The sequence below is a fragment of the Aeromonas sp. QDB30 genome, assembly GCF_027707645.1.
GTDB classification, from domain to species: domain Bacteria; phylum Pseudomonadota; class Gammaproteobacteria; order Enterobacterales; family Aeromonadaceae; genus Aeromonas; species Aeromonas caviae.
This window is the reverse complement of sequence record NZ_JAPCIY010000058.1, coordinates 1-22,717: the sequence shown is the minus strand read 5'-3', so window position 1 is coordinate 22,717 and position 22,717 is coordinate 1. Positions and strand designations below refer to the sequence as shown.

The window sequence follows — 22,717 nt, the reverse complement described above, 5'->3', positions numbered from 1 at the left end:
GGGGAAGAAACGGCGGGGGCCAAAAACCAGAACGCGCCTGCTGGTCTGGGCGCGTTCCGGATTCAGGGGGCGGCACTCAGTGCAGGGTGGTCCACTCGTGATCGAAGACCCGTGCCCGCTCCCAGGGGGCATCCGGCAGGCTGGAGGAGAGGCCGGCGTATTTGCCCACGTCATCCATCACGATGGCGGAGAGAATGGGCAGGTGATTTTCGGTGCAATACATGCGGATGCGTTGCAGCAGGGTGCGCAGTTCATCCTGGCACTGCTCCAGCCCGGCCTGCCTGGCCAGTTTGGAGTAACGAATGGTGGTGCGTTCCTTTGCAGACTCGACGAGGATGTCCCACAGCTTGCAGTCGCAGGTCGGGGTGCCTGCGGTGGCTTGGTTTGTCATAACTCTCTCCGGTGCGAAATGGTCGCTCTGTGTCGACGGGCATCTTGGCCAGTTCACCCCGGCGGGATGTTGATCCAACGCAAACAAAGTGGCGGTTGTCGGTCAGGGATACCCTGGGGAGCATTCTAGATCCAGTTCTGTGATGTTAAATGTCGTTTTTAGTTTTATTTTTGGAATAAAAATCTACAACCGTTTGCTTTTTCCATCTTTATTGATGGTGATCAAGAGGAAAGGGGAGATCCACCACTAGATTGCGCTTTTCGATAATCTTGTCAGGAGTGCACCTTGGAACTCGTCTTCGTCTTGCTCGTGCTGATCGCCGTGGTCTACGGCATCGTCAAGGATTACAACCCGCAGGCGGTGCTGGCGCTGGCGGGCATGGCCCTCTTCACCGTCGCCTACTGGCTGGGATTGCACCCCATTCTGCCCGCCGACAAGAGCACCGGCTTCGCCCTGTTCGACCTGTTCGAGGTGTTCAAGGGGATCTTCTCCTACCGTGCGGCCGGGCTCGGCCTCACCATCATGGCGGTGGCGGGCTTTGCCACCTACATGTCCCACATCGGCGCCTCCCAGGCCCTGGTGCGGGTGGCGGTCAAACCGGTGGCGGGCATCCAGTCCAGCTACCTGATGCTGGCCATCTGCTACCTGGTGGCGGTCTTCGTCTCCCTGTTCGTCACCTCCGCCACCGGCCTCGGCCTGCTGCTGATGGTCACCATGTACCCGGTGATGCGCAACCTCGGCATCAGCCCGGCTTCCGCCTGCGGCGTCATCGCCACCTCCCAGGCGTTCGAAATCGGCCCGACCCAGACCAACGCCATCTTCTCCGCCGGTCAATCCGGCATGGATCCCACCAGCTATTTCGTCGACTACCAGATCTGGCTGGTGGCTCCCATGTTGCTGGTGACCATGGTGCTGCACTTCTTCTGGCAGCGGCACTGTGACCGCCAGGAGGGCTGGGATCCGGCCCTGCATCGCGGCGAACACGCGGAGCTTGACGAGAAAGGGGCGGACGAGGTGGCCGCGCCGACCTGGTACGGCCTGCTGCCCATCATCCCCTTCGTGCTGATGATGACCTTCTCCAAGCTCCTGGTGACCAGCATCAGCGTCAGCGTGGAGGTGGCCATGCTGCTGTCGGTCTTTATCGGCATGCTGTGCGAGCTGCTGCGCACCCGCTCGGTGCGCACCGCCTTCGCGGGGCTGTCGAGCTTCCTCGACGGCATGGGCAAGGTGTTCGGCCCCGTGGTGGCGCTCATCGTCTGTGCCGAGCTCTTCGCCGAATCCCTCAAGGCCATCGGCGCCATCGACACCCTGCTGCACTCTGCCAGCAATGCCGGCATCGGCAGCGGCCTGATGACCCTGGTGATGGTGGGGCTCATCATGGTGGCGGCGGTCATCATGGGCTCGGGCAACGCGGCCTTCCTCAGTTTCTCCTCCCTGGCCCCCGCGGTGGCGGCCAAGTTTGGCGTGCCGGCGGTGACCATGCTGCTGCCGATGCAGCTTGCCTCCAGTATCGGCCGCACCGTCTCCCCCATCGCGGCGGTGCTCATCGCCTGTGCGGGCATCGCCAAGGTCTCTCCCTTCGTGGTGGTCAAGCGCACCAGCGTGCCCATGGCGGGGGCCCTGGTGACGGCGCTGCTCCTCAACTATCTGCTGTTCATGTAAAGGCTCTGGTGTAGAGGCGGCGGCCAGTTGATCCACGCTGGCCGACCGCCGTTGACGAGGCGGCGCCGAGTGCCCGCCCACTCTTATCGTTGCAAAAACAGTCTGTGTTTTACGCAGATTGTTCCATGGGGAAGACAATGAACGATCTCAAGCGCCCGTTCTCCCTCGATACCTATCTGGCGGATCTCGCCCCGCTCATCAACCTCGACTGCGGCACCCGCACCCCGGCCGGGGTGGCCCGGGTCGCCGATATCATGACCGAGAAATATGAGGCCATCGGCTGGCAGGTGACCCGCCACCAGTTCGCCGCCGAGTGCGGCCCCTGCCTCGAGGCAACCAATGCCCCGGGGGCGGATCACTACGACGTGATGCTGGTGGGCCACATGGACACCGTCTTCCCCGAGGGGACGGCGGCCAAGCGACCGCTGAAAATCGAAGGCAATCAGGCCTTTGGCCCCGGCGTCTCGGACATGAAGAGCGGCCTGCTCTCTACCTGGTATGCCTTGAAAGAGCTGGACCCGGCCGTGCTGGCCAGGCTCAAGGTGCTGGTTTGCTGCAACTGCGACGAGGAGATTGGTTCCCCCTGGTCCAAAGAATGGCTGGTGAAAAAAGCCAAACAGAGCGGCTGCGTGCTGGTGGCCGAGGCGGCCCGCCCGAGCGGGGATCTCATCAGCGCCCGCAAGGGCAATGCCAAGTACCGCATCACCTTCCACGGCAAAGCCTCCCATGCAGGCTCGGCCCTGGCACAAGGGATCTCCGCCATCACGGAGCTGGCCCACTGGGTGCTCACCATCAACCAGCAGGTCAACATGGAGACCGGCACCACCATGAACGTGGGGGTGGTGCAGGGGGGGACCGGCGTCAACGTGGTGCCCGACTTTGCCGAGGCGATCGTGGATCTGCGCTTCTGGTGCAACGAAGAGGCACAGGCGGTGCACGACCGGCTCACCTTCATGGCCAACAACCCCTTCCTCGCCGGTTGCCGGGTCGAGGTGGCGCGCCAGAGCTTCAAGCCCGCGATGCGCCCGAGCGGCGACACCGAGGCCCTGATGGCGCTGGTGGAGGCGGCAGGCAGGGAGGAGGGCGTCCCCTTCACCTGGCTGGAGGCGGGGGGCGGCTCGGATGCCAACTTCACCGCCGCCGCAGGCGTGCCGTCCCTCGATGGCTTCGGCCCCATGGGGGGTGGCTTTCACTCGGAGGCGGAATTCCTGCTGCTGGAGAGCATCGAGCCGCGCATCCGCCTGCTTAAGCGGGTGCTGGGCAAGCTGGCCAGATAGGCCGGCGTCATAGACAAGCAAAACGGGAGGCCAGTGCCTCCCGTTTTTTATGTGCCGCCCTCGTGAGACGTCATTCCTCGTCCTCTTGCAGATAGGCGAGGTGCTCCTGGCGCGCCACCTGCCAGTGGCCGAGCGTCAGCGGCGCCGCAAACCCGGGGCCGTCAGTCACCATGGTGTGGTACTCCCCCTGCTCGCCGCAGGCATCGAAGCCATCCCGATCCGCCAGTTGCTGCAGATCGCTGAGGGTGCCAGCATCGAGCCTGCGCCCCACCCACTCGGGGGCCAGTACCCGGGTATCGACGCAGGAGAGGTGGGCGACGATGCCGCGGGTCAGCATGTCCGCCAGCAGCGCCTCGCGGGGTTGCTGCCAGAGCGGGGTGTGGACGGTGAGCCCCAGGGGGCGACAGCGCTCGCGGATCCAGTTCGGTGCGCCCCCCACGCTGTCGATGTCGCCGGTGACGACCCCATCGAGTTGCCACTCCTCTTTCAATGCCGCCAGGGCCCGCTCATAACCGAGATCGAACGGCGCCTCGATGGTGACCAGCCGATGGGGCAGTGCGAGGGCCGCCGCCTGACGACGCACCTGTGACAGGGGATGGGCGAGAAAGCGGGGCGCTGGCGGGGCAAAGGTGGCCAGTGCCACCACCTGATGACCCGCTTCCCGGGCATGGCAGAGGGCCTGCATGGCATCTTTGCCGCCGCTCCAGAGCAGGATGACGCGAGACATGGGGGATTTCCGCTGAATAAAAGAGGGCTCATGCTACCCAGAGTGGGGGGCGATGGCAAAGCGCGGGTCGGAGATGCGGGGATAAAAAAGCGGCTCCCACGGGGGAGCCGCTCGCACTGGATGCCTGTTACAGCAGGATGCTGGTCAGGATGAAGCCCAGGGTACAGGAGGTCACTACCCCGATGAGGCCCGGAATGATGAAGCTGTGGTTGATGATGAACTTGCCGATGCGGGTGGTGCCGGAGCGGTCGAAGCCGATGCAGGCGAGATCGCTCGGGTAGGTCGGCAGCACGAAGTAGCCGTAGCTCGCCGGCAGGAAGGCGATGAGCAGCTTGGGTTCGACCCCCAGCGCCAGCCCCATGGGGGCGATGGCGGTGAGCGCCGCGGCCTGGCTGTTCACCAGCTTGGAGATGAGGAAGAGCACCAGGGCGTAGGTCCAGGGCTGGGCCTGTACCACGTGGGCCAGGGTCTCCTTGAGCAGCGGCATGTGGGCCTGGAAGAAGGTTTCGCTCATCCAGGCGACCCCGAACACGGAGAAGATGGCGACCATGCCCGCCTTGAAGACGGCGCCGTTGGCGATCTCCCCCGGCTTGACCTTGCAGCGCATCAGGATGATGGCGCCGGCGATCAGCATCATCATCTGGATCACCAGGTTCATGGAGAGGGGGCCCGTCTTCTCCTTGATGGTGAAGACGGGGCGCAGCGCCTCATCGGCCCCCAGCAGCACCACGGCAGCGATGGCGGCGAAGAAGATCCAGGTGGACCAGTAGGCCTCTTTCGGGAACTTGGTGTTGAGCAGGGTTTCACCACCGCCGTAGATGAAGTCCCGCTGGGCAGGGTCCTTGATCTTGGCCTGGAACTCCTCGTCCTTGTCCAGATCCTTGCCGCGGCGCAGGCTCCACAGGGCCGCCATCATGACACCCATGAGAGAGGAGGGGATGGCGACCATCAGGATGTCGAGCAGACCGTAGGCCTGACCCACGCCGTGAGCCGCCGCCAGGATGGAGACCATGGAGACCACGGCCACCGAGACCGGCGAGGCGCAGATGGCCATCTGGGAGGCTACGGACGCCACTGCCATGGGGCGCTCCGGACGGATGTTCTTCTGCAGCGCGATGTCGGCGATGATGGGGAACATGGTGTAGACCACGTGGCCGGTACCGCACAGGAAGGTGAGGGTCCAGGTCGTGAGCGGCGCCAGCAGGGTGATGTACTGGGGGTGACGGCGCAGCAGACGCTCGGCCACCTGCATCATCAGGTTGAGACCGCCGGCGGTCTGCAGGGTGGCGGCGCAGCCAATGACCGCCAGTATGGTCAGCATTACCTGCACCGGCGGCTCGCCCGGCACCAGGCCGAAGACGAAGGTCAGCAGGAACAGACCAATGCCGCTGATAAGACCCAGCCCCATGCCCCCGAAGCGGGTACCCAGCAGCAAGCAGCCGAGTACCACCAAAAATTCCATCAAGATCATTCCATTACCTCGTGTGTTTTATCCATGTCCCCATCGGCCAGCTGCCCGGGATCCGCTGTCATCAATTACCCCTGAAGGGTTAATGAATATTTTGTCACCCCTAAAGGGGTAAAAAATTGCGTTGCTTCAACAACCGGCTTTTTTCCGATTTAAGTGCATAAAAACTACGGTTCAGCCCTTGAACAGGGGACCGCTTCCTGGCGCACACCAGATAAATGACGGGAAAGATGGGGGAGCGCACAGGGTTTGGAATGCAAAAGGCGGGAATAACACGTGCGGGAAGAGCGAGGCGGGCATAAAAAAAGCCGACCCCGGGGGGCGGCTTTTGCACGGTGCGAGTGGGCGGGTCGCCTTAGAACTCGGCGGTGCGGGGAGTACGGGGGAAGGGGATCACGTCGCGCACGTTGCCCATGCCGGTCACGTAGACCACCAGGCGCTCGAAGCCCAGACCGAAGCCGGAGTGGGGCACGGTGCCGTAGCGACGCAGATCGCGGTACCACCAGTAGTCTTCCTTGTTCAGACCCATCTCGGCCAGACGGGCATCCAGCACCTCGAGACGCTCTTCACGCTGGGAGCCGCCGATGATCTCGCCGATCCCCGGGGCCAGTACGTCCATGGCGGCAACGGTCTTGCCGTCGTCGTTGAGACGCATGTAGAAGGCCTTGATGTCTTTCGGGTAGTTCTTCACCACCACCGGGGACTTGAAGTGCTCCTCGGCCAGGTAGCGCTCGTGCTCGGAGGAGAGATCGATGCCCCAGGAGACCGGGAACTCGAAGCTCTTGCCGCAGTTTTGCAGCACGTCGATGGCGTCGGTGTAGTCAATCTGGGCGAAGTCGGAGGCGACGAAGCGCTCCAGACGGCCGATGGCGTCCTTGTCCACGTGCTGGGCGAAGAACTCCAGATCGTCGCGGCGCTCGGTCAGCACGGCGTTGAAGACGTACTTCAGCATGGCTTCGGCCAGGGCGGCGTTGTCTTCCAGATCGGCGAAGGCCACTTCCGGCTCCACCATCCAGAACTCGGCCAGGTGGCGGCTGGTGTTGGAGTTTTCGGCGCGGAAGGTCGGGCCGAAGGTGTAGACCTTGGACAGGGCGCAGGCGTAGGTTTCGACGTTCAGCTGGCCGGACACGGTCAGGAAGGTCTCCTTGCCGAAGAAGTCCTTGTCGTAGTCCACCTTGCCTTCGGGGGTGCGCGGCAGGTTTTCCATGTCCAGGGTGGAGACGCGGAACATCTCGCCGGCCCCTTCGGTGTCGGAGGCGGTGATGAGGGGCGCCGCGATCCAGAGGTAGCCCTGTTCGTGGAAGAAGCGGTGAATGGCCTGGGAGAGGCAGTTGCGCACCCGGGTCACGGCACCGACGATGTTGGTGCGGGCACGCAGGTGGCCCTGCTCGCGCAGGTACTCGATGCTGTGGCGCTTGGCAGACATGGGGTAGGTGTCCGGATCTTCGACCCAGCCCACCACCTTGACCTCGGTGGCCTGCAGTTCGAACGCCTGGCCGCTGCCCTGGGACTCGACCACGGTGCCGGTCACTTCGACGGAGCAAGCTGTGGTCAGACGTTGCACTTCATTCTCGTAATTGGCCAGGGTATTGGGGGCGACGGCCTGCACCGGATGGAAGCAGGAGCCATCGGAAACGGCCAAAAATGAGATCCCCGCCTTGGAATCGCGGCGGGTCCGGATCCACCCTTTCACAGTCAGGGTGGTGCCGACCGAATACTTACCGGCCAGCACATCAACTACGGATGCGTGCGTCATCGAAATATTGTCTCCAGCTTGTTCTTGCAGCGCTATTTGCAACACTAGGGGTCTGGCCCGGGCGCAGTTGGCCCACCATGGCAGACTAAGCCGTTCATCTTACCCGCGCAGGTTTGATAAACAAGCAAAAATGTCGGACCCTTGCGGGGATTTCCCCATGCATCGTGCATGGATCATGGCGGCTGGACGGGGGTGAGGGTGAAGGAGCGCAGGCGGGGGCCGGATGGCTGGATACGGGTGTTGCAGGGGCTGGTGATCCTCTGCTGGGGCGGCTTTGTCGCCCTGCTCTCCCTCTATCACTTCGCCCGGCCAGAGGTGGCTTACGGCTTTCTGGTCTATGGGGGCGTCAAGGTGCGCCAGAGCTGGGATCCCCTGCTCACCCCCTGGCTGGAGCGCGGGCTCTGGGGTTGCTGCCTGCTGACCCTGGTGGTGCTGGTGCTGGCCCGTGGCCGCAGCCGTCGGCAGGAAGATGCCCGCCACGTCAATCTCTTCATCCTGCTGCTGATCCTGGTGGCCTGCCTGCTGCTTTACTACCGGGGCTGAGGGCCGTCGCCGTCATCCAGCCCCTGAGAGGCGGGGCGCTTGCCTATCTGGCGCTCCACGCTGTCGAGCATCTGGTTGTAGGCGAGCGCCACCCGGCCAATCTCGTCCCCTTCATCCCCCTCCAGCCTGTGGCCGAAGTCGTTGCGATCGGTGGCCTCCTCCATGGAGCGGGTCAGCTGGTTGAGGGGGCGGACTATCCAGGTGCGGATGACCCAGAGGGTGAGCAGGAGTCCCAGCCCGAAGATGAGGGTGAGGCTCAGGGCCGAGGTGAGGATGTTCTGCTCCACCCGGGTAAACAGGGTGTCGAGGGAGTAGTCAAAACGCACCGCCCCCAGCACGGTGTTTTCCGGCACCTGGTGGCAGCTGGTGCAGTCGGTACCGCGAAAATCCTTTCTGGCCAGCAGCGGACGGGTCACCACCAGCCGGCTGTGCATGCCGTCATGTTCTACCTCCAGGCTCCCCTTGCCCGCCAGCGCCAGGGCATCGTACCTGTCCTTCGGGGCCTCGACGTCACGGCCCGGCCCGTACTGCTTGTTGACCGCCGCCCCGCGCACGATGCGGGCATCTTCCACGTGGGCGTGATGGAGAAACTTGGCGCGCAGGGTATCGCGGGCGTCCATCTTGCCGGTCAGCATCAGCATGTTGAGGCCGTCGAAGTAGGCCTCGGTCTGCTCGCGGCTCTGTTCCTTGATGAGGGTCAGGATGAGGTCACGCTCGCGCACCGCCTGATAGGCCGCAGAAAACACCAACACCATGGAGAAGATGAAGAGCAGGAAGAAGTTGATCTTGGCAGCAATGGAGAGGCGCATGGGACTGGTACATCTGTTGGGTAAAACCCGCGCAGTCTACTCTCCTCGCCGGACGGGTTTTGGTGTCTTGCTCACATTCTGATGAAAAAGCGCCGAAAGGCCCTGCGTTCTCATGCAGGGCCCGTTCATCCGGACTCAATATTCGCCGCTGGTGATGGCCTCGTGGATGGCGCCGGTCAATACCCGCAGCTCTTCAGGGGTGATGACGAAGGGGGGCATCAGATAGACCAGCTTGCCAAACGGCCGGATCCAGGCGCCCAGTTCGACGAACTTGCGCTGGATGCGCGCCACGTCCACCCGCTCCTTCATCTCCACCACCCCGATGGCGCCGAGTACCCGCACATCCGCCACCGCCGGGTGCTGGGTCAGTTCCACCAGTTCGGTTTTGAGTTGGTGTTCGATGGCTTGCACCCGCGCCTGCCAAGGTGAGGCGAGCAGCAATTCGATGGAGGCGTTGGCCACGGCGCAAGCCAATGGGTTGCCCATGAAGGTCGGTCCATGCATGAAGACGCCCGCCTTGCCGTCACACACGGTGCGAGCCACATGCTCGGTAGTGAGCGTGGCCGACAGCGTTAGGTAGCCGCCGGTGAGCGCTTTGCCCAGACACAGGATGTCGGGGCTGATCCCCGCCCAGTCGCAGGCAAAGAGCTGGCCGGTGCGGCCAAAGCCGGTGGCGATTTCATCTGCTATGAGCAGCACGCCGAACTCGTCGCACAGGGCGCGCACCCACTGCAGGTAGCGGGGGTGGTAGAAGCGCATGCCGCCTGCCCCCTGGACGATGGGTTCGAGCACGATGGCGGCAATTTCCTCGTGATGATCCGCCACCAGGGTGGCCAGCTCCACCACGCTCTGCTCGTCCCACTGGGCGTGGAAGCGGCAGCTTGGCGCTTCGACGAAATGGTGCTCGGGCAGGAAGCCCTGGTAGAGCTCGTGCATGCCGCCATCCGGGTCGCACACGCTCATGGCGCCGAAGGTGTCGCCGTGATAGCCGCCCCGAAGGGCAACGAATTTGGCGCGAGGCGTCCCTTTGGCATGCCAGTACTGCTGGGCCATCTTGAGGGCCACCTCCACCGCCACCGAGCCGGAATCCGCCAGAAAGACCCGATCCAGCCCCTTCGGGGTGATTTCCACCAGTTTGCGGCAGAGCTCGACCGCCGGGGCATGGGTCAGGCCGCCAAACATCACGTGGGACATCTTGCCGAGCTGGGCGGTGGCGGCCGCGTCGAGCTCAGGCACCTGGTAGCCGTGCACGCAGGCCCACCAGGAGCTCATGCCATCCACCAGCTCGCGCCCGTCCGTCAGGGTGAGGGTCACCCCTTTGGCGCTGGCCACTTCATAGCAGGGCAGGGGATGGGTGAGGGAGGTATAGGGGTGCCAGACGTGGTGCAGGTCGAATTCTTGGTTGGTCATTTTGCGTTCTATTGTCAATTGATTTGATCTGGTCGGTGTTGACAGTCTACGCGTGCTCTCTACACTAGCCAACAATTTCAGCCACTTGGCTTCGCGCACGCCCTGGCGTCGCGCTGTCCAGCTGGCGGGTCTTGCGGCGAACGCTCTCTTGAGCGCGGCGCAGGATCCCACCAATAACAACCGGAAGCCATGTATGAATGCTCTTACCGCGGGTGCCCACGCCCTTCGTCACGACTGGACCCTGTCCGAGGTTCAGGATCTCTTTGCCCTGCCATTCAACGATCTGCTGTTCCAGGCCCAGACGGTGCACCGCGCCCATTTCGACCCGAACGAGGTGCAGGTAAGCACCCTGCTCTCCATCAAGACCGGGGCCTGCCCGGAAGATTGCAAATATTGTCCCCAGAGCGCTCGCTACCACACCGGGCTCGAGACCGAGCGGCTGATGGAGGTGGAAAAAGTGCTGGAGCGGGCCCGGGAGGCCAAGGCCAACGGCTCGTCCCGCTTCTGCATGGGGGCGGCCTGGCGCAACCCGAAAGAGAAGGACATGCCCTACATCCTGCGCATGATTGAAGAGGTGCGCGGGCTCGGCATGGAGACCTGCATGACGCTCGGGATGCTGACCGCCGATCAGGCGGCGCGTCTCGGGGCGGCGGGGCTCGATTACTACAACCACAACCTCGACACCTCGCCGGAGTTCTACGGCGACATCATCACCACCCGCACCTATCAGGACAGGCTCGACACCCTGGAGCATGTGCGCGGTGCCGGCATGAAGGTCTGCTCCGGCGGCATCGTCGGCATGGGAGAGCAGGCGAAAGACCGTGCGGGCCTCCTGATGGCGCTGGCCAACCTGCCGCGCCACCCGGAGAGCGTGCCCATCAACATGCTGGTCAAGGTGAAGGGGACGCCCCTGGAGAACCAGGAGAACCTGGACCCGTTCGAATTTGTCCGCACCATCGCCGTGGCGCGCATCATGATGCCGGCCTCCCACGTGCGCCTCTCCGCCGGACGGGAGAAGATGAACGAGCAGATGCAGGCCATGTGCTTTATGGCCGGGGCCAACTCCATCTTCTACGGCTGCAAGCTGCTGACCACCCCCAATCCGGACGAGAGCAGCGACATGCAGCTCTTCAAGCGCCTTGGCATTCGCCCCGCCCAGCGGGCCCAGAAGCCGGATCAGGTTCAAGAGGAGGAGCTGCTGGCCGAGGTGAACCGCCAGAGCGAGCCGAGCGAACTCTTCTACGATGCCACCCGTTCCCGCGCAGATGTCCTCCGTCCATGATGACGCCCGTTGTTACCGGCCCCTTTGCCCTGGGGGAGGCGCTGGCCGAGCGTGAACAGGCCACCCTGCTGCGCCGACGCACCCCGGTGGATGTGGCGAGCGGTGGGCGGATCCGGGTCGGGGGGCGTGATTACCTCAACGTCTCTGGCAACGACTACCTGGGCCTTGCGGGTCACCCCGCCATCAAGGCCGCCTTCACGGCGGGGGTGGCGCAATATGGCGCGGGGGCAGGTGCCTCGCCCCTGGTGACCGGCTACAGCCGCGCTCACCAGGAGCTGGAAGAGACGCTTGCCGACTGGCTCGGCGTGGAGGCGGTGCTGCTGTTCAACTGCGGCTTCTCCGCCAATCAGGCGGTGCTCAAGGCCCTGCTAGGCAAGGATCACCTGCTGTGGCAGGACAGGCTCAACCACGCCTCCTTGCAGGAGATGGGGAGCCAGCTCCCCTGCAAGATGAAGCGCTTTTGCCACAACGACATGGCGGCCCTTGAGCGGCTGCTTGAGCCAAACCGGGGCCTGATCGTCTCGGAAGGGGTCTTCAGCATGGACGGGGATCAGGCCCCCTGGGTTGAGCTGGCCACACTCGCATCCCGAAGCGGCAACTGGCTGATGATTGACGATGCCCACGGCCTCGGCGTGCTGGGTGCCGAGGGGCGCGGCACCCTGGCGGCCCAGGGGGTTGCTCCGGCCAGCGTGCACATCCAGATGGGGACCTTCGGCAAGGCGCTCGGGGTGGCCGGCGCCTTTGTGGGTGGCAGTCGCGAGCTGGTGGAGTACCTGGTCAATTTTGCCCGCCACTATGTCTACAGCACCCATATGCCCCCCGCCCAGGCGTGCGCCGTGCGCCAGAGCATTGAGTTGGTACGCGTAGCCGACGAGGCTCGTGCCCACCTGGCTCGCCTTGTCGCCCGGTTCCGGCAGGGGGCGCAGGCGCTCGGCTGGCGGCTTGGGGCAAGCGATACCCCCATCCAGCCGTTGCTGGTGGGGGAGAGCGTCGCTGCCCTGCAACTGGCCGAGCGCCTGTGGGAGTGCGGTGTCTGGGCCGGCGCCATCCGCCCGCCCACGGTGCCGGTCGGCACGGCGCGCCTTCGCATCACCCTGTGCGCTGCCCATGGCGAAGATGACGTGGATCGCCTGCTCGAGGCCCTGGGGCCCAGCCCATCCACTGACGAGAGAGGGGGCGCCCATGGTGCATGAGCGTTTCCAGTCGGTGGACAAGGCACAGCTCGCCCGCCGCTTCGGGGCGGCGGCCCGCCACTACGACGCCCACGCCCGCTTCCAGCAGGAGGTGGGGCAGTCGCTGCTGGCGCGCATGGACGAGGGGGGCGTGAAAGAGGTGCGCTCAGGGGCCGGGCTGGATCTGGGTTGCGGCACCGGTTTTTTCCTGCCTGCCCTGGCGCCGCGCTGCGAGACGCTGACCGGGCTGGATCTCGCGCCCGGCATGCTGGCCCAGGCGGCCCTTCGCGGCAGCGGAGCCCGCCTGGTGTGCGGCGACGCGGAGGGGCTGCCCTTTGCCGACCAGAGCCTGGACTGGGTCTTCTCCAGCCTGGCCCTGCAGTGGTGCGAGCGGCCGGCCCAGGCCTTTGCCGAGCTCAACCGGGTGCTCAAACCCGGTGGACAGGTCTTCTTCTCGACCCTGCTTTCGGGGTCACTGTGGCAACTGCGGGAGGCCTGGCGGGCCGTGGATGGTCGTGACCATGTCAATCGCTTCCTGACGTTGCCCCAGTTGCAGCAGGCGGCCCGTGACGGGGGCTTCGAGGCCCCGGCACTCTGCCCGCTGACCTGGTCCCTCGCCTACCCGGCGCTCAGCGGACTGCTGCGCGACCTCAAGGGGATAGGTGCGAGCCAGGTCAACGACGAGCGGTCTGCGGGCCTGGGTCATCGCCAGCGCCTGGTGCGACTGGGGGAGGCCTACGAGCGCCACCGTCAACCGGACGGCCTGCTGGCCGCCAGCTACGAGGTCTGCCTAGGGCGCCTGGTGCGGCGCTGACACAAAAAGACCCGGCGCACCCACCCCTTCAGCGGCAGGACGCGCGCCTGCCTTTCACCATGGATATCGGGGCGCCTCTGCGCCCCTGCACTGCATCGAGGAATCATCATGGGGACATCCTATTTCATCACGGGCACGGACACCGACGTGGGCAAGACCCTGGTGGCCCGCACCCTGTTGCTGGCGCTTGCCGCCAGAGGCATTCGCTGCGCCGGGTACAAACCGGTGTCGGCGGGCTGCACCCGCACCCCGGAGGGGCTTCGCAATCTGGATGCCTTGCTGTTGCAGCAGGCGGCCACGGTTGCGCTGCCCTACGAGCAGGTCAATCCCTATGCCTTCGAGCCGCCCATCGCCCCCCATATAGCCGCCCGTGAGCGGGGGGTGAGCATCCCCTTCGAGGGGCTGTCCGCCGGCTTGCGGGAGATTGAGGGAGCTGGGGCCGATCTCGTCATTGTCGAAGGGGCGGGGGGCTGGTTCCTGCCGCTGGATCACCAGCGTCTGCTCTCGGAGTGGGTCGCCCAGGAGCGGCTGCCGGTGATCCTGGTGGTGGGGGCCAGGCTGGGCTGCCTCAACCATGCCCTGCTCACCGTCAGCGCCATTCGCCAGCAGGGGTTGACCCTGGCGGGCTGGGTCATCAACCGGGTGGATCCGCACATGAGCCGCTACGAGGAGAACCTGGACACCTTGAAAGCCATGTTGCCGGCCCCATTTCTGGGGGAGCTCCCCTTCGTGGACGCGGTGAATGAGGTGGATTTGCACCACTGTCTCGATGTGTCGCCCTTGCTCTGAGGCCAGACATTCAGCAAACATTCATCGAGTCTGTCTATTATCTGGGGCAAGTGTGGCATCGGTCGCCCCTGGGGCGCCCCGAACCATGCATCCATATCTCACAAGGAGTCAATATGAAGCGAATTATGCTATTCCTGGTGACCAACCTGGCCGTCATGCTGGTGCTGGGGGTGGTACTCAATATCCTGTTCTCGGTTCTGGGGATCAACAAGTCCAGCATTTCCGGTCTGTTGGTGTTCTGCGCCGTGTTCGGTTTTGGGGGTTCCTTTATCTCCTTGCTGATGTCCAAGTGGATGGCCAAGCGCAGCTATGGCGTCCAGGTCATCGAGCAGCCCCGCAACGAGACCGAGCACTGGCTGGTGAGCACTGTTGCCCGTCAGGCCCGTGAGGCTGGCATCAAGATGCCGGAAGTGGGGATCTACGACTCCCCCGAGATGAACGCCTTTGCCACCGGCGCCCGCCGTGACGACTCCCTCGTTGCCGTCTCCTCCGGTCTGCTCTACAGCATGAGCCGCGACGAGGCGGAAGCCGTGCTGGCCCACGAGGTGAGCCACGTGGCCAACGGCGACATGGTGACCCTGACCCTGATCCAGGGGGTGGTGAACACCTTCGTGATGTTCTTCGCCCGCATCGTGGCCGGCGTCATCAGCAACTTCTTCAGCTCCAACAACGAGGAAGAGAGCAGCAGCACCGGCGGTTTCGCCTACATGATCACCGTGTTCGTGCTGGAGATGGTGTTCGGCGTGCTCGCCTCCATCATCGTCATGTGGTTCAGCCGTCAGCGCGAGTTCCGTGCCGACGCCGGTGCCGCCAAGCTGGCCGGCCGCGACAAGATGATTGCCGCGCTCCAGCGTCTCGCCCGCGGTGCCGAGCCGCAGATGGAGGGTTCCATGATGGCGTTCGGCATCAACGGCAAGCGCTCCATGAGCGAGCTGTTCATGAGCCACCCGCCCATCGAGCAGCGCATCGCCGCCCTGCGTGGCTGATAGCCAGTCATCTAAAGAAAACGGCTGCCCTCGGGCAGCCGTTTTGCATTCCGGGGACGGGGTTTTGCCCCCCGATCACCCTATTTGATCACCAGATCCGTCAGGGGCACGGCGCAGCAGGCGAGGATCTTGCCCTCGGCCCGCTCGGCGGCGCTGATGGCGGGGGCATCGGGGTGATCCACCTCGCCCGAGACCAGGGTCTGCTTGCAACTGCCGCAGATGCCAGCACGGCAGCTCCAGGGCAGCTCTACCCCCTGCTTGTTGGCCTGATCCAGCACGGTGCCCTGGTTGTTGCCCGCAAACTCCCGCTCGCCGATACGCAGTTGCACCGCCTGATGGGGGCGGGCCACCGAGAGCAGGGCCCCGCCAAAGCTCTCCTGGCGGATGCGCCCGGCCGGTACGCCGAGGGCGGTCAGCCGGTTGGCTGCATCGGCCATGAAGCCGTGGGGGCCGCAGATGAACACCTCCCGCTCCTGCAAATCCCGGATCCGGCCCAGGTGATCGTCATTCAGACGGCCGCTGAGCCCCTGCCAGTGTTTGTCAGGCTGGCTCAGGATCAGGGTGAGGGTCATTCCCTGCTGCGCCATGGCGTGCAGCTCGCTGGCGGCAGGAATATCCGCCTCGCTGCGACACAGGTGCATGAAGTGGACGTCACCGAGCTCCCCCCGTAGTGCCAGAGTGCGGGCAATGGAGAGCATGGGGGTGACACCGGATCCCGCCGAGAGCAGCAGCAGCCTGCGCTCGGACCCTAAGTGAAACTCGCCGGCCGGGGGGGCGGCCAGCAACCGGTCGCCCACTTTCAGCTCATGGTGCAGCCAGGGGGAGAGGCGGCCATCGGCCAGCTTCTTGACGCTGATGCTGTAACGCTCGGGCCGCTCCGGCGTGGAGCTCAGGGTGTAGCGGCGCTGAACCCGTGTGTTTTTGATATCGAGGCTGATGGGCAGGTGCTGGCCAGGCAGGTAGTCGGGCAGGGGCTCGCCGTCGGCGGCCTCGAACCAGAAGGTTTCCAGATCCCGGGCCAGGGGTTCCCGGGCGACGCACACCAGCTCCCGCTTTTTCGGGGCCGCGTTGGGGTAGACCGGCGCCCGGGCCCGCTCCAGCACCTCGATCTCGCTGCCCGCGTCAATCCACCCCTCGTTCAGGGCCACCAGATTCTGGCCGAAATAGACCTCACCATCTTCGCCACGGCGGTAGCGGGTGAGGGTGGCCAGCGGCTCTTTCAGGGCATTGAAGCGCTCCGTGCCTGCCTCCACCGTGGTCATGATGCAGCGGCTGCACGGCTTGTCCACCCGAAACTCCACCTCGCCGATGCGGATCCGCTTCCAGCCATCCTCTTCAAAGGGGCGGGTGCCGCTCGCCACCAGGTTGGTACGAAATTGGCTCATCTGGTGCAAGGCATCGGATCTCAGGTTGAGATCCTCAAGGGAAGCCTGGCTGATGAGCAGCAAGGGGTAGCCGTCCGCAAAGCTCACCCGGGTGCCGGTCTTCTCCCGAAAACGATCGGATGCCTCCCCGAGCCAGAGCAGGCGCACCGGCTCCCTCGCCACCCGGCTCAGCCACTCATCGGCGTCGGGCCCGGTGTGCAGGGCGGTAAAGCGATCCCCCCAGACACCGGTGTGCTGAGGGGCGCGACTGAACGCCGCCTCCATGAGGGCAAGGGGGGGCAGACCCGGATAGCGCAGTTGCAGCCCCCCCTCGACGGGGGTGGCCACCACCTGTTGCAACTGGGGATGGGTGCGGGCGGTGATAAAGGTGCCATCCGGTTTGACCACCATGTAGCGGCGATCCCCGGCAAGTCCCTCCTGGGTCACCCGGGCGCGCTCCAGCGGCATGCCTGCCGTCGATTTGATGGGGTAGAGATGTATGCTGGCGAGGGTCGGCATGTCCTGGTCCTTGTGCTGTGGCGATTCCTGTGAAGAGGGGAAGATAACGATTCCTGTCCCGGGCGGCAATCTTCTCCTGCTGCCCACGTCGAGGGCGGCGAGGGGGCTCGGGCGACAGGCCCGAATGGCTGCGGGGTGTGACGGGGATCCGGTTGTGAAGGGGGCGACCCATAAAGCGCAACATTTATTGATCCTGATCCACCATGTCGTACAAAAAACGGCCCATCATCGAGCCAGCTTCCAGTTTCTAACGCTTTCGCTTCTTCCCCCTCCGGCCACCGTCTGCCCAGGCAAAACGGTATCAAGCGCCATCGGATGGGGCCTGTCACACAAAAAGAAGAAAGCAATGTATGAGCAAACAACTGGATATGACCCCACAGCCGGATCTTTCCCAGAAAACGGGAACAGGCCCGGTGCGTACTCGGCTACCCGTTTGGCGGCCGGCCCTGCCACCTTGCAACCATGCCTGCCCGGCTGGCGAGAACATCCAGGCCTGGCTTGCCCTGGCCGAAGCGGGCTGCTTTGAGGCGGCCTGGCAACGACTGATCGAAGAAAATCCCCTGCCTGCAGTCCACGGGCGGGTCTGTTATCACCCCTGCGAAACGGCCTGCAACCGTGCCCAGGTGGATGATGCCGTCTCCATCCACGCCATCGAACGCTTCCTCGGCGACGAGGCACTGGCCCGTGGCTGGCAGCCTGCGCCCCCCGCACCCGCCAGCGGCAAGAAGGTGCTGGTGATCGGTGCCGGTCCCTCCGGCCTCTCCTGCGCCTGGCACCTCAACCGGCTCGGCCATCAGGTGGAGATCCGCGAAGCGGGCCCGCTCGCCGGCGGCATGCTGCGCTTCGGCATTCCCGCCTACCGTCTGCCTCGCGACGTGCTGGATCGGGAGGTGGCCCGCATCATGGCGGCCGGGGTGACGCTGACCCTCAACCACAAGGTGGAGGATGTGTTGTGCGAGCGCGACGAGGGGGGCTTTGACGCCGTCTTCATGGCCATCGGCGCCCATCTGGCCAAGCGGGTCGATATTCCGGCCCGGGAGGCGGGCAAGATCCTCGATGCGGTGAGTTTCCTCGAGCAGGCCAGTCTTGCCGAAGAACAGGGGTTGCCGCCCCCCAAGCTGGGACGGCGGGTGGCCATCTACGGCGGCGGCAACACTGCCATGGATGCGGCCCGTACCGCCCGCCGTCTCGGGGTCGAGGAGGCGATGATCATCTACCGCCGCGACCGGGATCATATGCCGGCCCACACCTTCGAAGCCGACGAGGCCGAAGAGGAGGGGATCAAGATCAACTGGCTGCGCACTATCCGCCAGCTCGACAGTACCAACATCGAGGTGGAGGTGATGGCGCTGGATGCTGAGGGCAAGCCGGTGCCCACCGGCAAGTTTGAAACCCTGGAAGCGGACTCCCTGATTCTGGCGCTGGGTCAGGAGGTCGACCTCTCGGTGCTTGAGAGCATCCCAGGCGTGCGGGTCAACAAGGAGGGAGTAGTACAGGTTGGCGAGAACCTGATGACGGATGTGCCGGGCCTCTTTGCCGGTGGCGACATGGTGCCCTCCGAGCGCACTGTCACCATCGCCACCGGCCACGGCAAGAAGGCTGCACGCCATATGGATGCCTGGCTGCGCGGTCGCCTCTACCACAAACCGCTTTCCTATTCATTGGTGGGGCCGGAGCAGTTGCAACTCTGGTTCCAGACCCACGCCCCGGCCAGCAGTCAGCCGGTCAAACCGGTGTGGGCGCGGGACGACTTTGGCGAGATCATCGGCGGGCTGGATGAGGTGGCCGCCCGCTACGAGGCGGCGCGCTGCTACTCCTGCGGCAACTGCTTCGAGTGCGACGGCTGCTACGGCAGCTGCCCCGAGCAGGCCATCGCCAAGTTGGGACCGGGTCTGGGGTATCAGGTGGATGCCGAGCGCTGCACCGGCTGCGGTGCCTGCCATGACCAGTGTCCCTGTCACGCCATCGAGCTGCGCCAACCGGAGGAGTCCCAATGAAACATGAACTGATCATGGTTGACGGCAACGAAGCCGCGGCCCGGGTGGCGTATCAGCTGAGCGAAGTGTGTGCCATCTACCCCATCACCCCGAGCTCGACCATGGCCGAACTGGCCGATGCCTGGGCGGCAGAAGGGCAGACCAACCTGTGGGGCAACATCCCCACCGTGGTAGAGATGCAGAGTGAAGGGGGGGCGGCTGGCACGGTACACGGCGCCCTGCAGGCGGGGGCGCTCGCCACCACCTTTACCGCCAGTCAGGGACTAATGCTGATGCTGCCCAACATGTACAAGATCGCCGGTGAACTGACTTCGGCGGTGTTCCATGTGGCGGCCCGCTCTCTGGCGGCGCAGGGACTGTCGATTTTTGGCGACCATCAGGATGTGATGGCGGCGCGCAGCACCGGCTTTGCCATGCTTGCCTCCGGCTCGGTGCAGGAGGTGCAGGACCTGGCCTTGGTCGCCCACAGTGTCACCCTGCAGTGCCGGGTGCCCTTTATCCACTTCTTCGACGGGTTCCGTACCTCCCACGAGGTGAACAAGATCACCGCGCTGCATAAAGATGAAATTCGGGCCCTTATCGACAACGACTGGGTGCGTGCCCACCGTGCGCGGGCGCTCAACCCGGATCATCCGGTGATGCGTGGCACCGCCCAGAACCCGGATACCTATTTCCAGTCCCGCGAGAGCGTCAACCCCTTCTACGAGGCGGTACCGGCGCGGGTGCAGCAGTGCATGGAGAGCCTCGGTGAGCTGACTGGCCGCCACTACCGGCTGGTGGAGTACCACGGCGCGCCCGATGCCACCGATGTCATCGTGCTGATGGGCTCGGGGGCGGCCACCGCCCGCACCACCGTGGATTGGCTCAACCGGCAGGATCGCAAGACCGGGGTACTGGTCATTCGCCTCTATCGCCCCTTCCCGGTACAGGCGCTGCTCGATGCGCTGCCCGCAAGCGTGCGGCGCATGGCGGTGCTGGATCGCACCAAGGAGCCGGGCGCGGGTGGCGAGCCGCTATTGCTGGATGTGCAGAACGCCCTCATCGACGGCTTGCAGCGCGGCCTTATCAAGCGGCTGCCGTGGCTCAGTGGTGGCCGCTATGGCCTCTCTTCCAAAGAGTTCACCCCTGCCATGTGCGCGGCGGTGTTCGAGGAGCTGGCATCCGATGCGCCGCGCCCGCGCTTTACGGTGGGGATTGTCGATGACGTGTCGGGCCTCAGTCTGGCCTGGCACCCCATCGGCGATCTGGAGCCCGCCAGTCGGGTACGGGCGCTGTTTTTTGGCCTCGGTGCCGACGGCACGGTGGGCGCCAACAAGAACAGCATCAAGATCATCGGCGAGCTGGAGGGGTTCCACGCTCAGGGCTACTTCGTCTACGACTCCAAGAAGTCGGGCTCGCGCACCGTCTCCCACCTGCGCTTTGGCCCCGAGCCCATCGATGCCCCCTGGCTTATCGAGCAGGCGAGCTTTATCGGCTGCCACCAGTGGGGCTTTGTCGAATCTGTGGATCTGCTGGAGCATGCCGCCGAAGGGGCGACCCTGTTGCTAAATGCTCCCTATGAGGCTGACCGGGTCTGGGCCGAGCTGCCCGAGCGGCTGCGTGCCCGTATTCGCGCCCTCGATATCCGCCTCTACTGCATCGATGGGGATCGGGTGGCCGAGCGCAACGGCATGGGCAATCGCATCAACACCATCATGCAGACCTGTTTCTTCGCGCTGGCTGGCATCTTGCCGCGGGATGAGGCGATTGCGCTGATCAAGGAGAGCATCGAGAAGAGCTATGCCCGCAAGGGGCCCGAAGTGGTCGAGCGCAACTTCGCGGCGGTGGACGACACCCTGGCCCACCTCCATCAGGTGGCCATCCCGGCCGGTGAGGAGCAGATCAGCGACTATCCGCTGCCATTGGCGCCGGGTGGCAGCGAGTTTGTCCAGCGGGTCACAGGCGAGATGCTGGCGGGGCGCGGCAATCTGATCCCCGTCTCCATGCTGCCGGTGGATGGCACTTACCCCACTGCCACCAGCCGCTTCGAGAAGCGGGATATCGCCCGCGAGATCCCGATCTGGCATTCGGATATCTGCATCCAGTGCGGCAACTGCGTCTTTGTTTGCCCCCATGGGGCGCTGCGGGCCAAGTTCTACCATCAGGACTGGCTGGCGACCGCCCCCGAGGCGGCGCAGTCGGTGCCCGTCACCGCCAAGGGCTTCCCCGACAGTCGCTACACCTTGCAGCTCTATCCGGAGGATTGCACCGGCTGCGGCCAGTGCGTGCAGGCCTGTCCGGTGCGGGCTGGAGCGGATGAAAGCCATGAAGGCGAGCGGGCCATCGCCATGATGGACAAGGCGCCCCATCTGTCTGGTCAGAAACAGGCGCTGCGCTGGTTCGAAAGCCTGCCGTGGCCTGCCCGCGAGCGGGTGGACTTCTCCACGGTGCGCGGCACTCAGTTCCTCGAACCCCTGTTCGAGTTCTCCGGTGCCTGCGCCGGTTGTGGCGAGACCCCGTACCTCAAGCTGCTGACCCAGCTGTTTGGGGATCGCATGCTGGTGGCCAACGCCACCGGCTGCTCCTCCATCTACGGCGGCAACCTGCCGACCACGCCGTGGGCCAAGAACGGGGAAGGGAAGGGGCCGGCCTGGTCCAACTCATTGTTTGAGGACAACGCCGAGTTTGGCTTTGGTTTTCGCCTCACCGCCGATCAGCATCACGGTCAGGCGGTGGCGGCTTTGCAGGCGATGAAGGGGGAGCTGGGCCCAGAGCTAGTCGAGTCGCTGATCAGCGCCCCCCAGCGGCTGGAGTCTGAGATCCGCGCCCAGCGTACCCGGGTCGCGCAAGTGCGGGAGCGGCTGGAAGAGGTGAAATCCGGCAAGGCTCGCGAACTGCTCTCCTTGATTGATCAGCTGGTGCGCCGCTCGGTCTGGATAGTGGGCGGCGATGGCTGGGCCTATGACATCGGTTCATCAGGGCTCGACCATGTGCTCGCCTCCGGGCGCGATGTGAACGTGCTGGTGATGGATACCGAGGTCTACTCCAACACCGGCGGCCAGATGTCGAAATCGACGCCGCTCGGTGCCGTCGCCAAGTTCGCGGCGGGAGGCAAGACGCTGGCCAAGAAGGATGTGGCGTTGCAGGCCATCTCCTACGGCAACGTCTATGTTGCCCGCATCGCCTTTGGTGCCAACCCGCAGCAGGCGCTGCAGGCCTTGCGGGAAGCGGAGGCCTATCCGGGCCCGTCGCTGATCATCGCCTACAGCCACTGCATCGCCCACGGCATCGACATGGAGCAGGGATTGGCCCAACAGAAGCGTGCGGTCAATTCGGGCCACTGGCCGCTGATGCGCTACAACCCGGTACTGCGCAGCGCCGGGCAGAACCCCTTCAGCCTCGACAGCCTGCGACCCTCCATCCCCCTTGCCGAATACCGGCAGGAGGAGACCCGTTATCGGGTGCTGGCCCAGAGCCACCCGGAAGAGGCACAGCGGCTGATGCAGGTGGCGCAACAAGTGGCGTGGCAGAAGTGGGCCACCTACGAGGAGATGGCCACCCGCGAGGCCAGCCATTTCCATCCGCCGGTGTGATCATCGGGTGAAACAGGTATGACAAAGCGGGCCTGTTGGCCCGCTTCGTTTTCCGGTGCCAAGGGAAGTGGCCGTTGCCGCGCCTTGGGGCGGCCAACAAAAAGGTTCTTCGCGGGATCTTGGGGAAGTGGAAGTTGACAGACAGGGTGCTGGTAAACTGGCTGTCTCCAAACACACCA

The 22,717-nt window shown here is 64.7% G+C and carries 17 protein-coding genes; 10 read left to right on the top strand and 7 right to left on the bottom strand.

Translation table 11 applies throughout. The features are described from left to right. Positions 1 to 76: 76 nt before the first annotated feature. Positions 77 to 391 (bottom strand): hypothetical protein, encoded by a 315-nt coding sequence (locus PG896_RS15720; protein ID WP_010674057.1) that lies wholly within the window; start codon positions 389 to 391, stop codon positions 77 to 79. Positions 392 to 676: 285 nt separating this feature from the next. Here PG896_RS15720 and dcuC point away from each other — a divergent pair, with 285 nt between their 5' ends. Together dcuC and PG896_RS15710 are read left to right on the top strand one after the other, a co-directional pair. After that, entirely contained in the window at positions 677 to 2,053 is a 1,377-nt protein-coding gene (dcuC, locus tag PG896_RS15715) for a C4-dicarboxylate transporter DcuC (protein WP_010674058.1), read from the top strand. 137 nt (positions 2,054 to 2,190) lie between these two features. Then, positions 2,191 to 3,330 (top strand): M20 family metallopeptidase, encoded by a 1,140-nt coding sequence (locus PG896_RS15710; protein ID WP_227263511.1) that lies wholly within the window; start codon positions 2,191 to 2,193, stop codon positions 3,328 to 3,330. Positions 3,331 to 3,400: 70 nt separating this feature from the next. Here the strand turns inward: PG896_RS15710 and PG896_RS15705 are convergent, their stop codons facing one another. From PG896_RS15705 to asnS, 3 genes are all read right to left on the bottom strand, one after another. Beyond that, on the bottom strand, positions 3,401 to 4,057 hold the full coding sequence (locus tag PG896_RS15705) for an adenine nucleotide alpha hydrolase (protein WP_270835895.1): 657 nt from the start codon (positions 4,055 to 4,057) through the stop codon (positions 3,401 to 3,403). 127 nt (positions 4,058 to 4,184) lie between these two features. Next, on the bottom strand, positions 4,185 to 5,528 hold the full coding sequence (locus PG896_RS15700) for an anaerobic C4-dicarboxylate transporter (protein ID WP_041215561.1): 1,344 nt from the start codon (positions 5,526 to 5,528) through the stop codon (positions 4,185 to 4,187). Positions 5,529 to 5,880: 352 nt separating this feature from the next. Next, positions 5,881 to 7,281, bottom strand: coding sequence for an asparagine--tRNA ligase (gene asnS / locus PG896_RS15695; protein WP_039039869.1), 1,401 nt, complete (start codon positions 7,279 to 7,281; stop codon positions 5,881 to 5,883). Positions 7,282 to 7,521: 240 nt separating this feature from the next. On the opposite strand from asnS, the gene PG896_RS15690 reads away from it, so the two are divergent. Beyond that, positions 7,522 to 7,824, top strand: a complete 303-nt coding sequence (locus PG896_RS15690; RefSeq protein WP_010674063.1) for a hypothetical protein — start codon at positions 7,522 to 7,524, stop codon at positions 7,822 to 7,824. Here PG896_RS15690 and PG896_RS15685 read toward each other — a convergent pair. Both PG896_RS15685 and bioA read right to left on the bottom strand, forming a co-directional pair. Beyond that, positions 7,812 to 8,633: a HAMP domain-containing protein gene (locus PG896_RS15685; RefSeq protein WP_043155238.1), complete on the bottom strand. Its 822-nt coding sequence runs from the start codon at positions 8,631 to 8,633 to the stop codon at positions 7,812 to 7,814. The two genes, PG896_RS15690 and PG896_RS15685, sit on opposite strands and share 13 nt — an antisense overlap. Positions 8,634 to 8,768: 135 nt before the next feature. Then, positions 8,769 to 10,043, bottom strand: a complete 1,275-nt coding sequence (gene bioA, locus PG896_RS15680; protein ID WP_244812363.1) for an adenosylmethionine--8-amino-7-oxononanoate transaminase — start codon at positions 10,041 to 10,043, stop codon at positions 8,769 to 8,771. Positions 10,044 to 10,236: 193 nt separating this feature from the next. On the opposite strand from bioA, the gene bioB reads away from it, so the two are divergent. The 5 genes from bioB to htpX all read left to right on the top strand — a co-directional run bounded on the left by bioB (position 10,237) and on the right by htpX (position 15,086). Further along, entirely contained in the window at positions 10,237 to 11,325 is a 1,089-nt protein-coding gene (bioB, locus tag PG896_RS15675) for a biotin synthase BioB (protein ID WP_053288634.1), read from the top strand. Continuing rightward, positions 11,322 to 12,518, top strand: coding sequence for an 8-amino-7-oxononanoate synthase (gene bioF, locus PG896_RS15670; RefSeq protein WP_244812364.1), 1,197 nt, complete (start codon positions 11,322 to 11,324; stop codon positions 12,516 to 12,518). Before bioB ends, bioF begins: the two co-directional genes overlap by 4 nt. Continuing rightward, positions 12,508 to 13,311, top strand: a complete 804-nt coding sequence (bioC, locus tag PG896_RS15665; RefSeq protein ID WP_041212694.1) for a malonyl-ACP O-methyltransferase BioC — start codon at positions 12,508 to 12,510, stop codon at positions 13,309 to 13,311. The genes bioF and bioC overlap by 11 nt, the downstream gene beginning before the upstream one ends. Before the next feature lie 108 nt (positions 13,312 to 13,419). Next, positions 13,420 to 14,100 (top strand): dethiobiotin synthase, encoded by a 681-nt coding sequence (bioD, locus tag PG896_RS15660; RefSeq protein ID WP_041212695.1) that lies wholly within the window; start codon positions 13,420 to 13,422, stop codon positions 14,098 to 14,100. Between the two features lie 113 nt (positions 14,101 to 14,213). Continuing rightward, positions 14,214 to 15,086: a protease HtpX gene (gene htpX, locus PG896_RS15655; RefSeq protein ID WP_010674070.1), complete on the top strand. Its 873-nt coding sequence runs from the start codon at positions 14,214 to 14,216 to the stop codon at positions 15,084 to 15,086. Positions 15,087 to 15,166: 80 nt separating this feature from the next. Here the strand turns inward: htpX and PG896_RS15650 are convergent, their stop codons facing one another. After that, positions 15,167 to 16,969 carry a hybrid-cluster NAD(P)-dependent oxidoreductase gene (locus PG896_RS15650; protein WP_270835894.1) on the bottom strand — a complete coding sequence of 601 codons (1,803 nt, stop codon included), beginning with the start codon at positions 16,967 to 16,969 and terminating at the stop codon, positions 15,167 to 15,169. Positions 16,970 to 17,319: 350 nt separating this feature from the next. Between PG896_RS15650 and PG896_RS15645 the strand changes: the two genes are divergently transcribed. Together PG896_RS15645 and nifJ are read left to right on the top strand one after the other, a co-directional pair. Continuing rightward, the gene (locus PG896_RS15645) at positions 17,320 to 18,966 is read left to right on the top strand and encodes an NAD(P)-binding protein (RefSeq protein ID WP_270835893.1); all 1,647 of its coding nucleotides are present in this window, start codon (positions 17,320 to 17,322) and stop codon (positions 18,964 to 18,966) included. Beyond that, the gene (gene nifJ, locus PG896_RS15640) at positions 18,963 to 22,538 is read left to right on the top strand and encodes a pyruvate:ferredoxin (flavodoxin) oxidoreductase (RefSeq protein ID WP_270835892.1); all 3,576 of its coding nucleotides are present in this window, start codon (positions 18,963 to 18,965) and stop codon (positions 22,536 to 22,538) included. The genes PG896_RS15645 and nifJ overlap by 4 nt, the downstream gene beginning before the upstream one ends. Positions 22,539 to 22,717 lie beyond the last annotated feature (179 nt).

Coding starts and splice junctions, on each gene's coding strand:
- PG896_RS15720 (WP_010674057.1), bottom strand. CDS start 391: ATGACAAACCAAGCCACCGCAGGCACCCCGACCTGCGACTGCAAGCTG.
- PG896_RS15710 (WP_227263511.1), top strand. CDS start 2,191: ATGAACGATCTCAAGCGCCCGTTCTCCCTCGATACCTATCTGGCGGAT.
- PG896_RS15705 (WP_270835895.1), bottom strand. CDS start 4,057: ATGTCTCGCGTCATCCTGCTCTGGAGCGGCGGCAAAGATGCCATGCAG.
- PG896_RS15700 (WP_041215561.1), bottom strand. CDS start 5,528: ATGATCTTGATGGAATTTTTGGTGGTACTCGGCTGCTTGCTGCTGGGT.
- asnS (WP_039039869.1), bottom strand. CDS start 7,281: ATGACGCACGCATCCGTAGTTGATGTGCTGGCCGGTAAGTATTCGGTC.
- PG896_RS15685 (WP_043155238.1), bottom strand. CDS start 8,633: ATGCGCCTCTCCATTGCTGCCAAGATCAACTTCTTCCTGCTCTTCATC.
- bioA (WP_244812363.1), bottom strand. CDS start 10,043: ATGACCAACCAAGAATTCGACCTGCACCACGTCTGGCACCCCTATACC.
- bioB (WP_053288634.1), top strand. CDS start 10,237: ATGAATGCTCTTACCGCGGGTGCCCACGCCCTTCGTCACGACTGGACC.
- bioF (WP_244812364.1), top strand. CDS start 11,322: ATGATGACGCCCGTTGTTACCGGCCCCTTTGCCCTGGGGGAGGCGCTG.
- bioC (WP_041212694.1), top strand. CDS start 12,508: ATGGTGCATGAGCGTTTCCAGTCGGTGGACAAGGCACAGCTCGCCCGC.
- bioD (WP_041212695.1), top strand. CDS start 13,420: ATGGGGACATCCTATTTCATCACGGGCACGGACACCGACGTGGGCAAG.
- htpX (WP_010674070.1), top strand. CDS start 14,214: ATGAAGCGAATTATGCTATTCCTGGTGACCAACCTGGCCGTCATGCTG.
- PG896_RS15650 (WP_270835894.1), bottom strand. CDS start 16,969: ATGCCGACCCTCGCCAGCATACATCTCTACCCCATCAAATCGACGGCA.
- PG896_RS15645 (WP_270835893.1), top strand. CDS start 17,320: ATGAGCAAACAACTGGATATGACCCCACAGCCGGATCTTTCCCAGAAA.
- nifJ (WP_270835892.1), top strand. CDS start 18,963: ATGAAACATGAACTGATCATGGTTGACGGCAACGAAGCCGCGGCCCGG.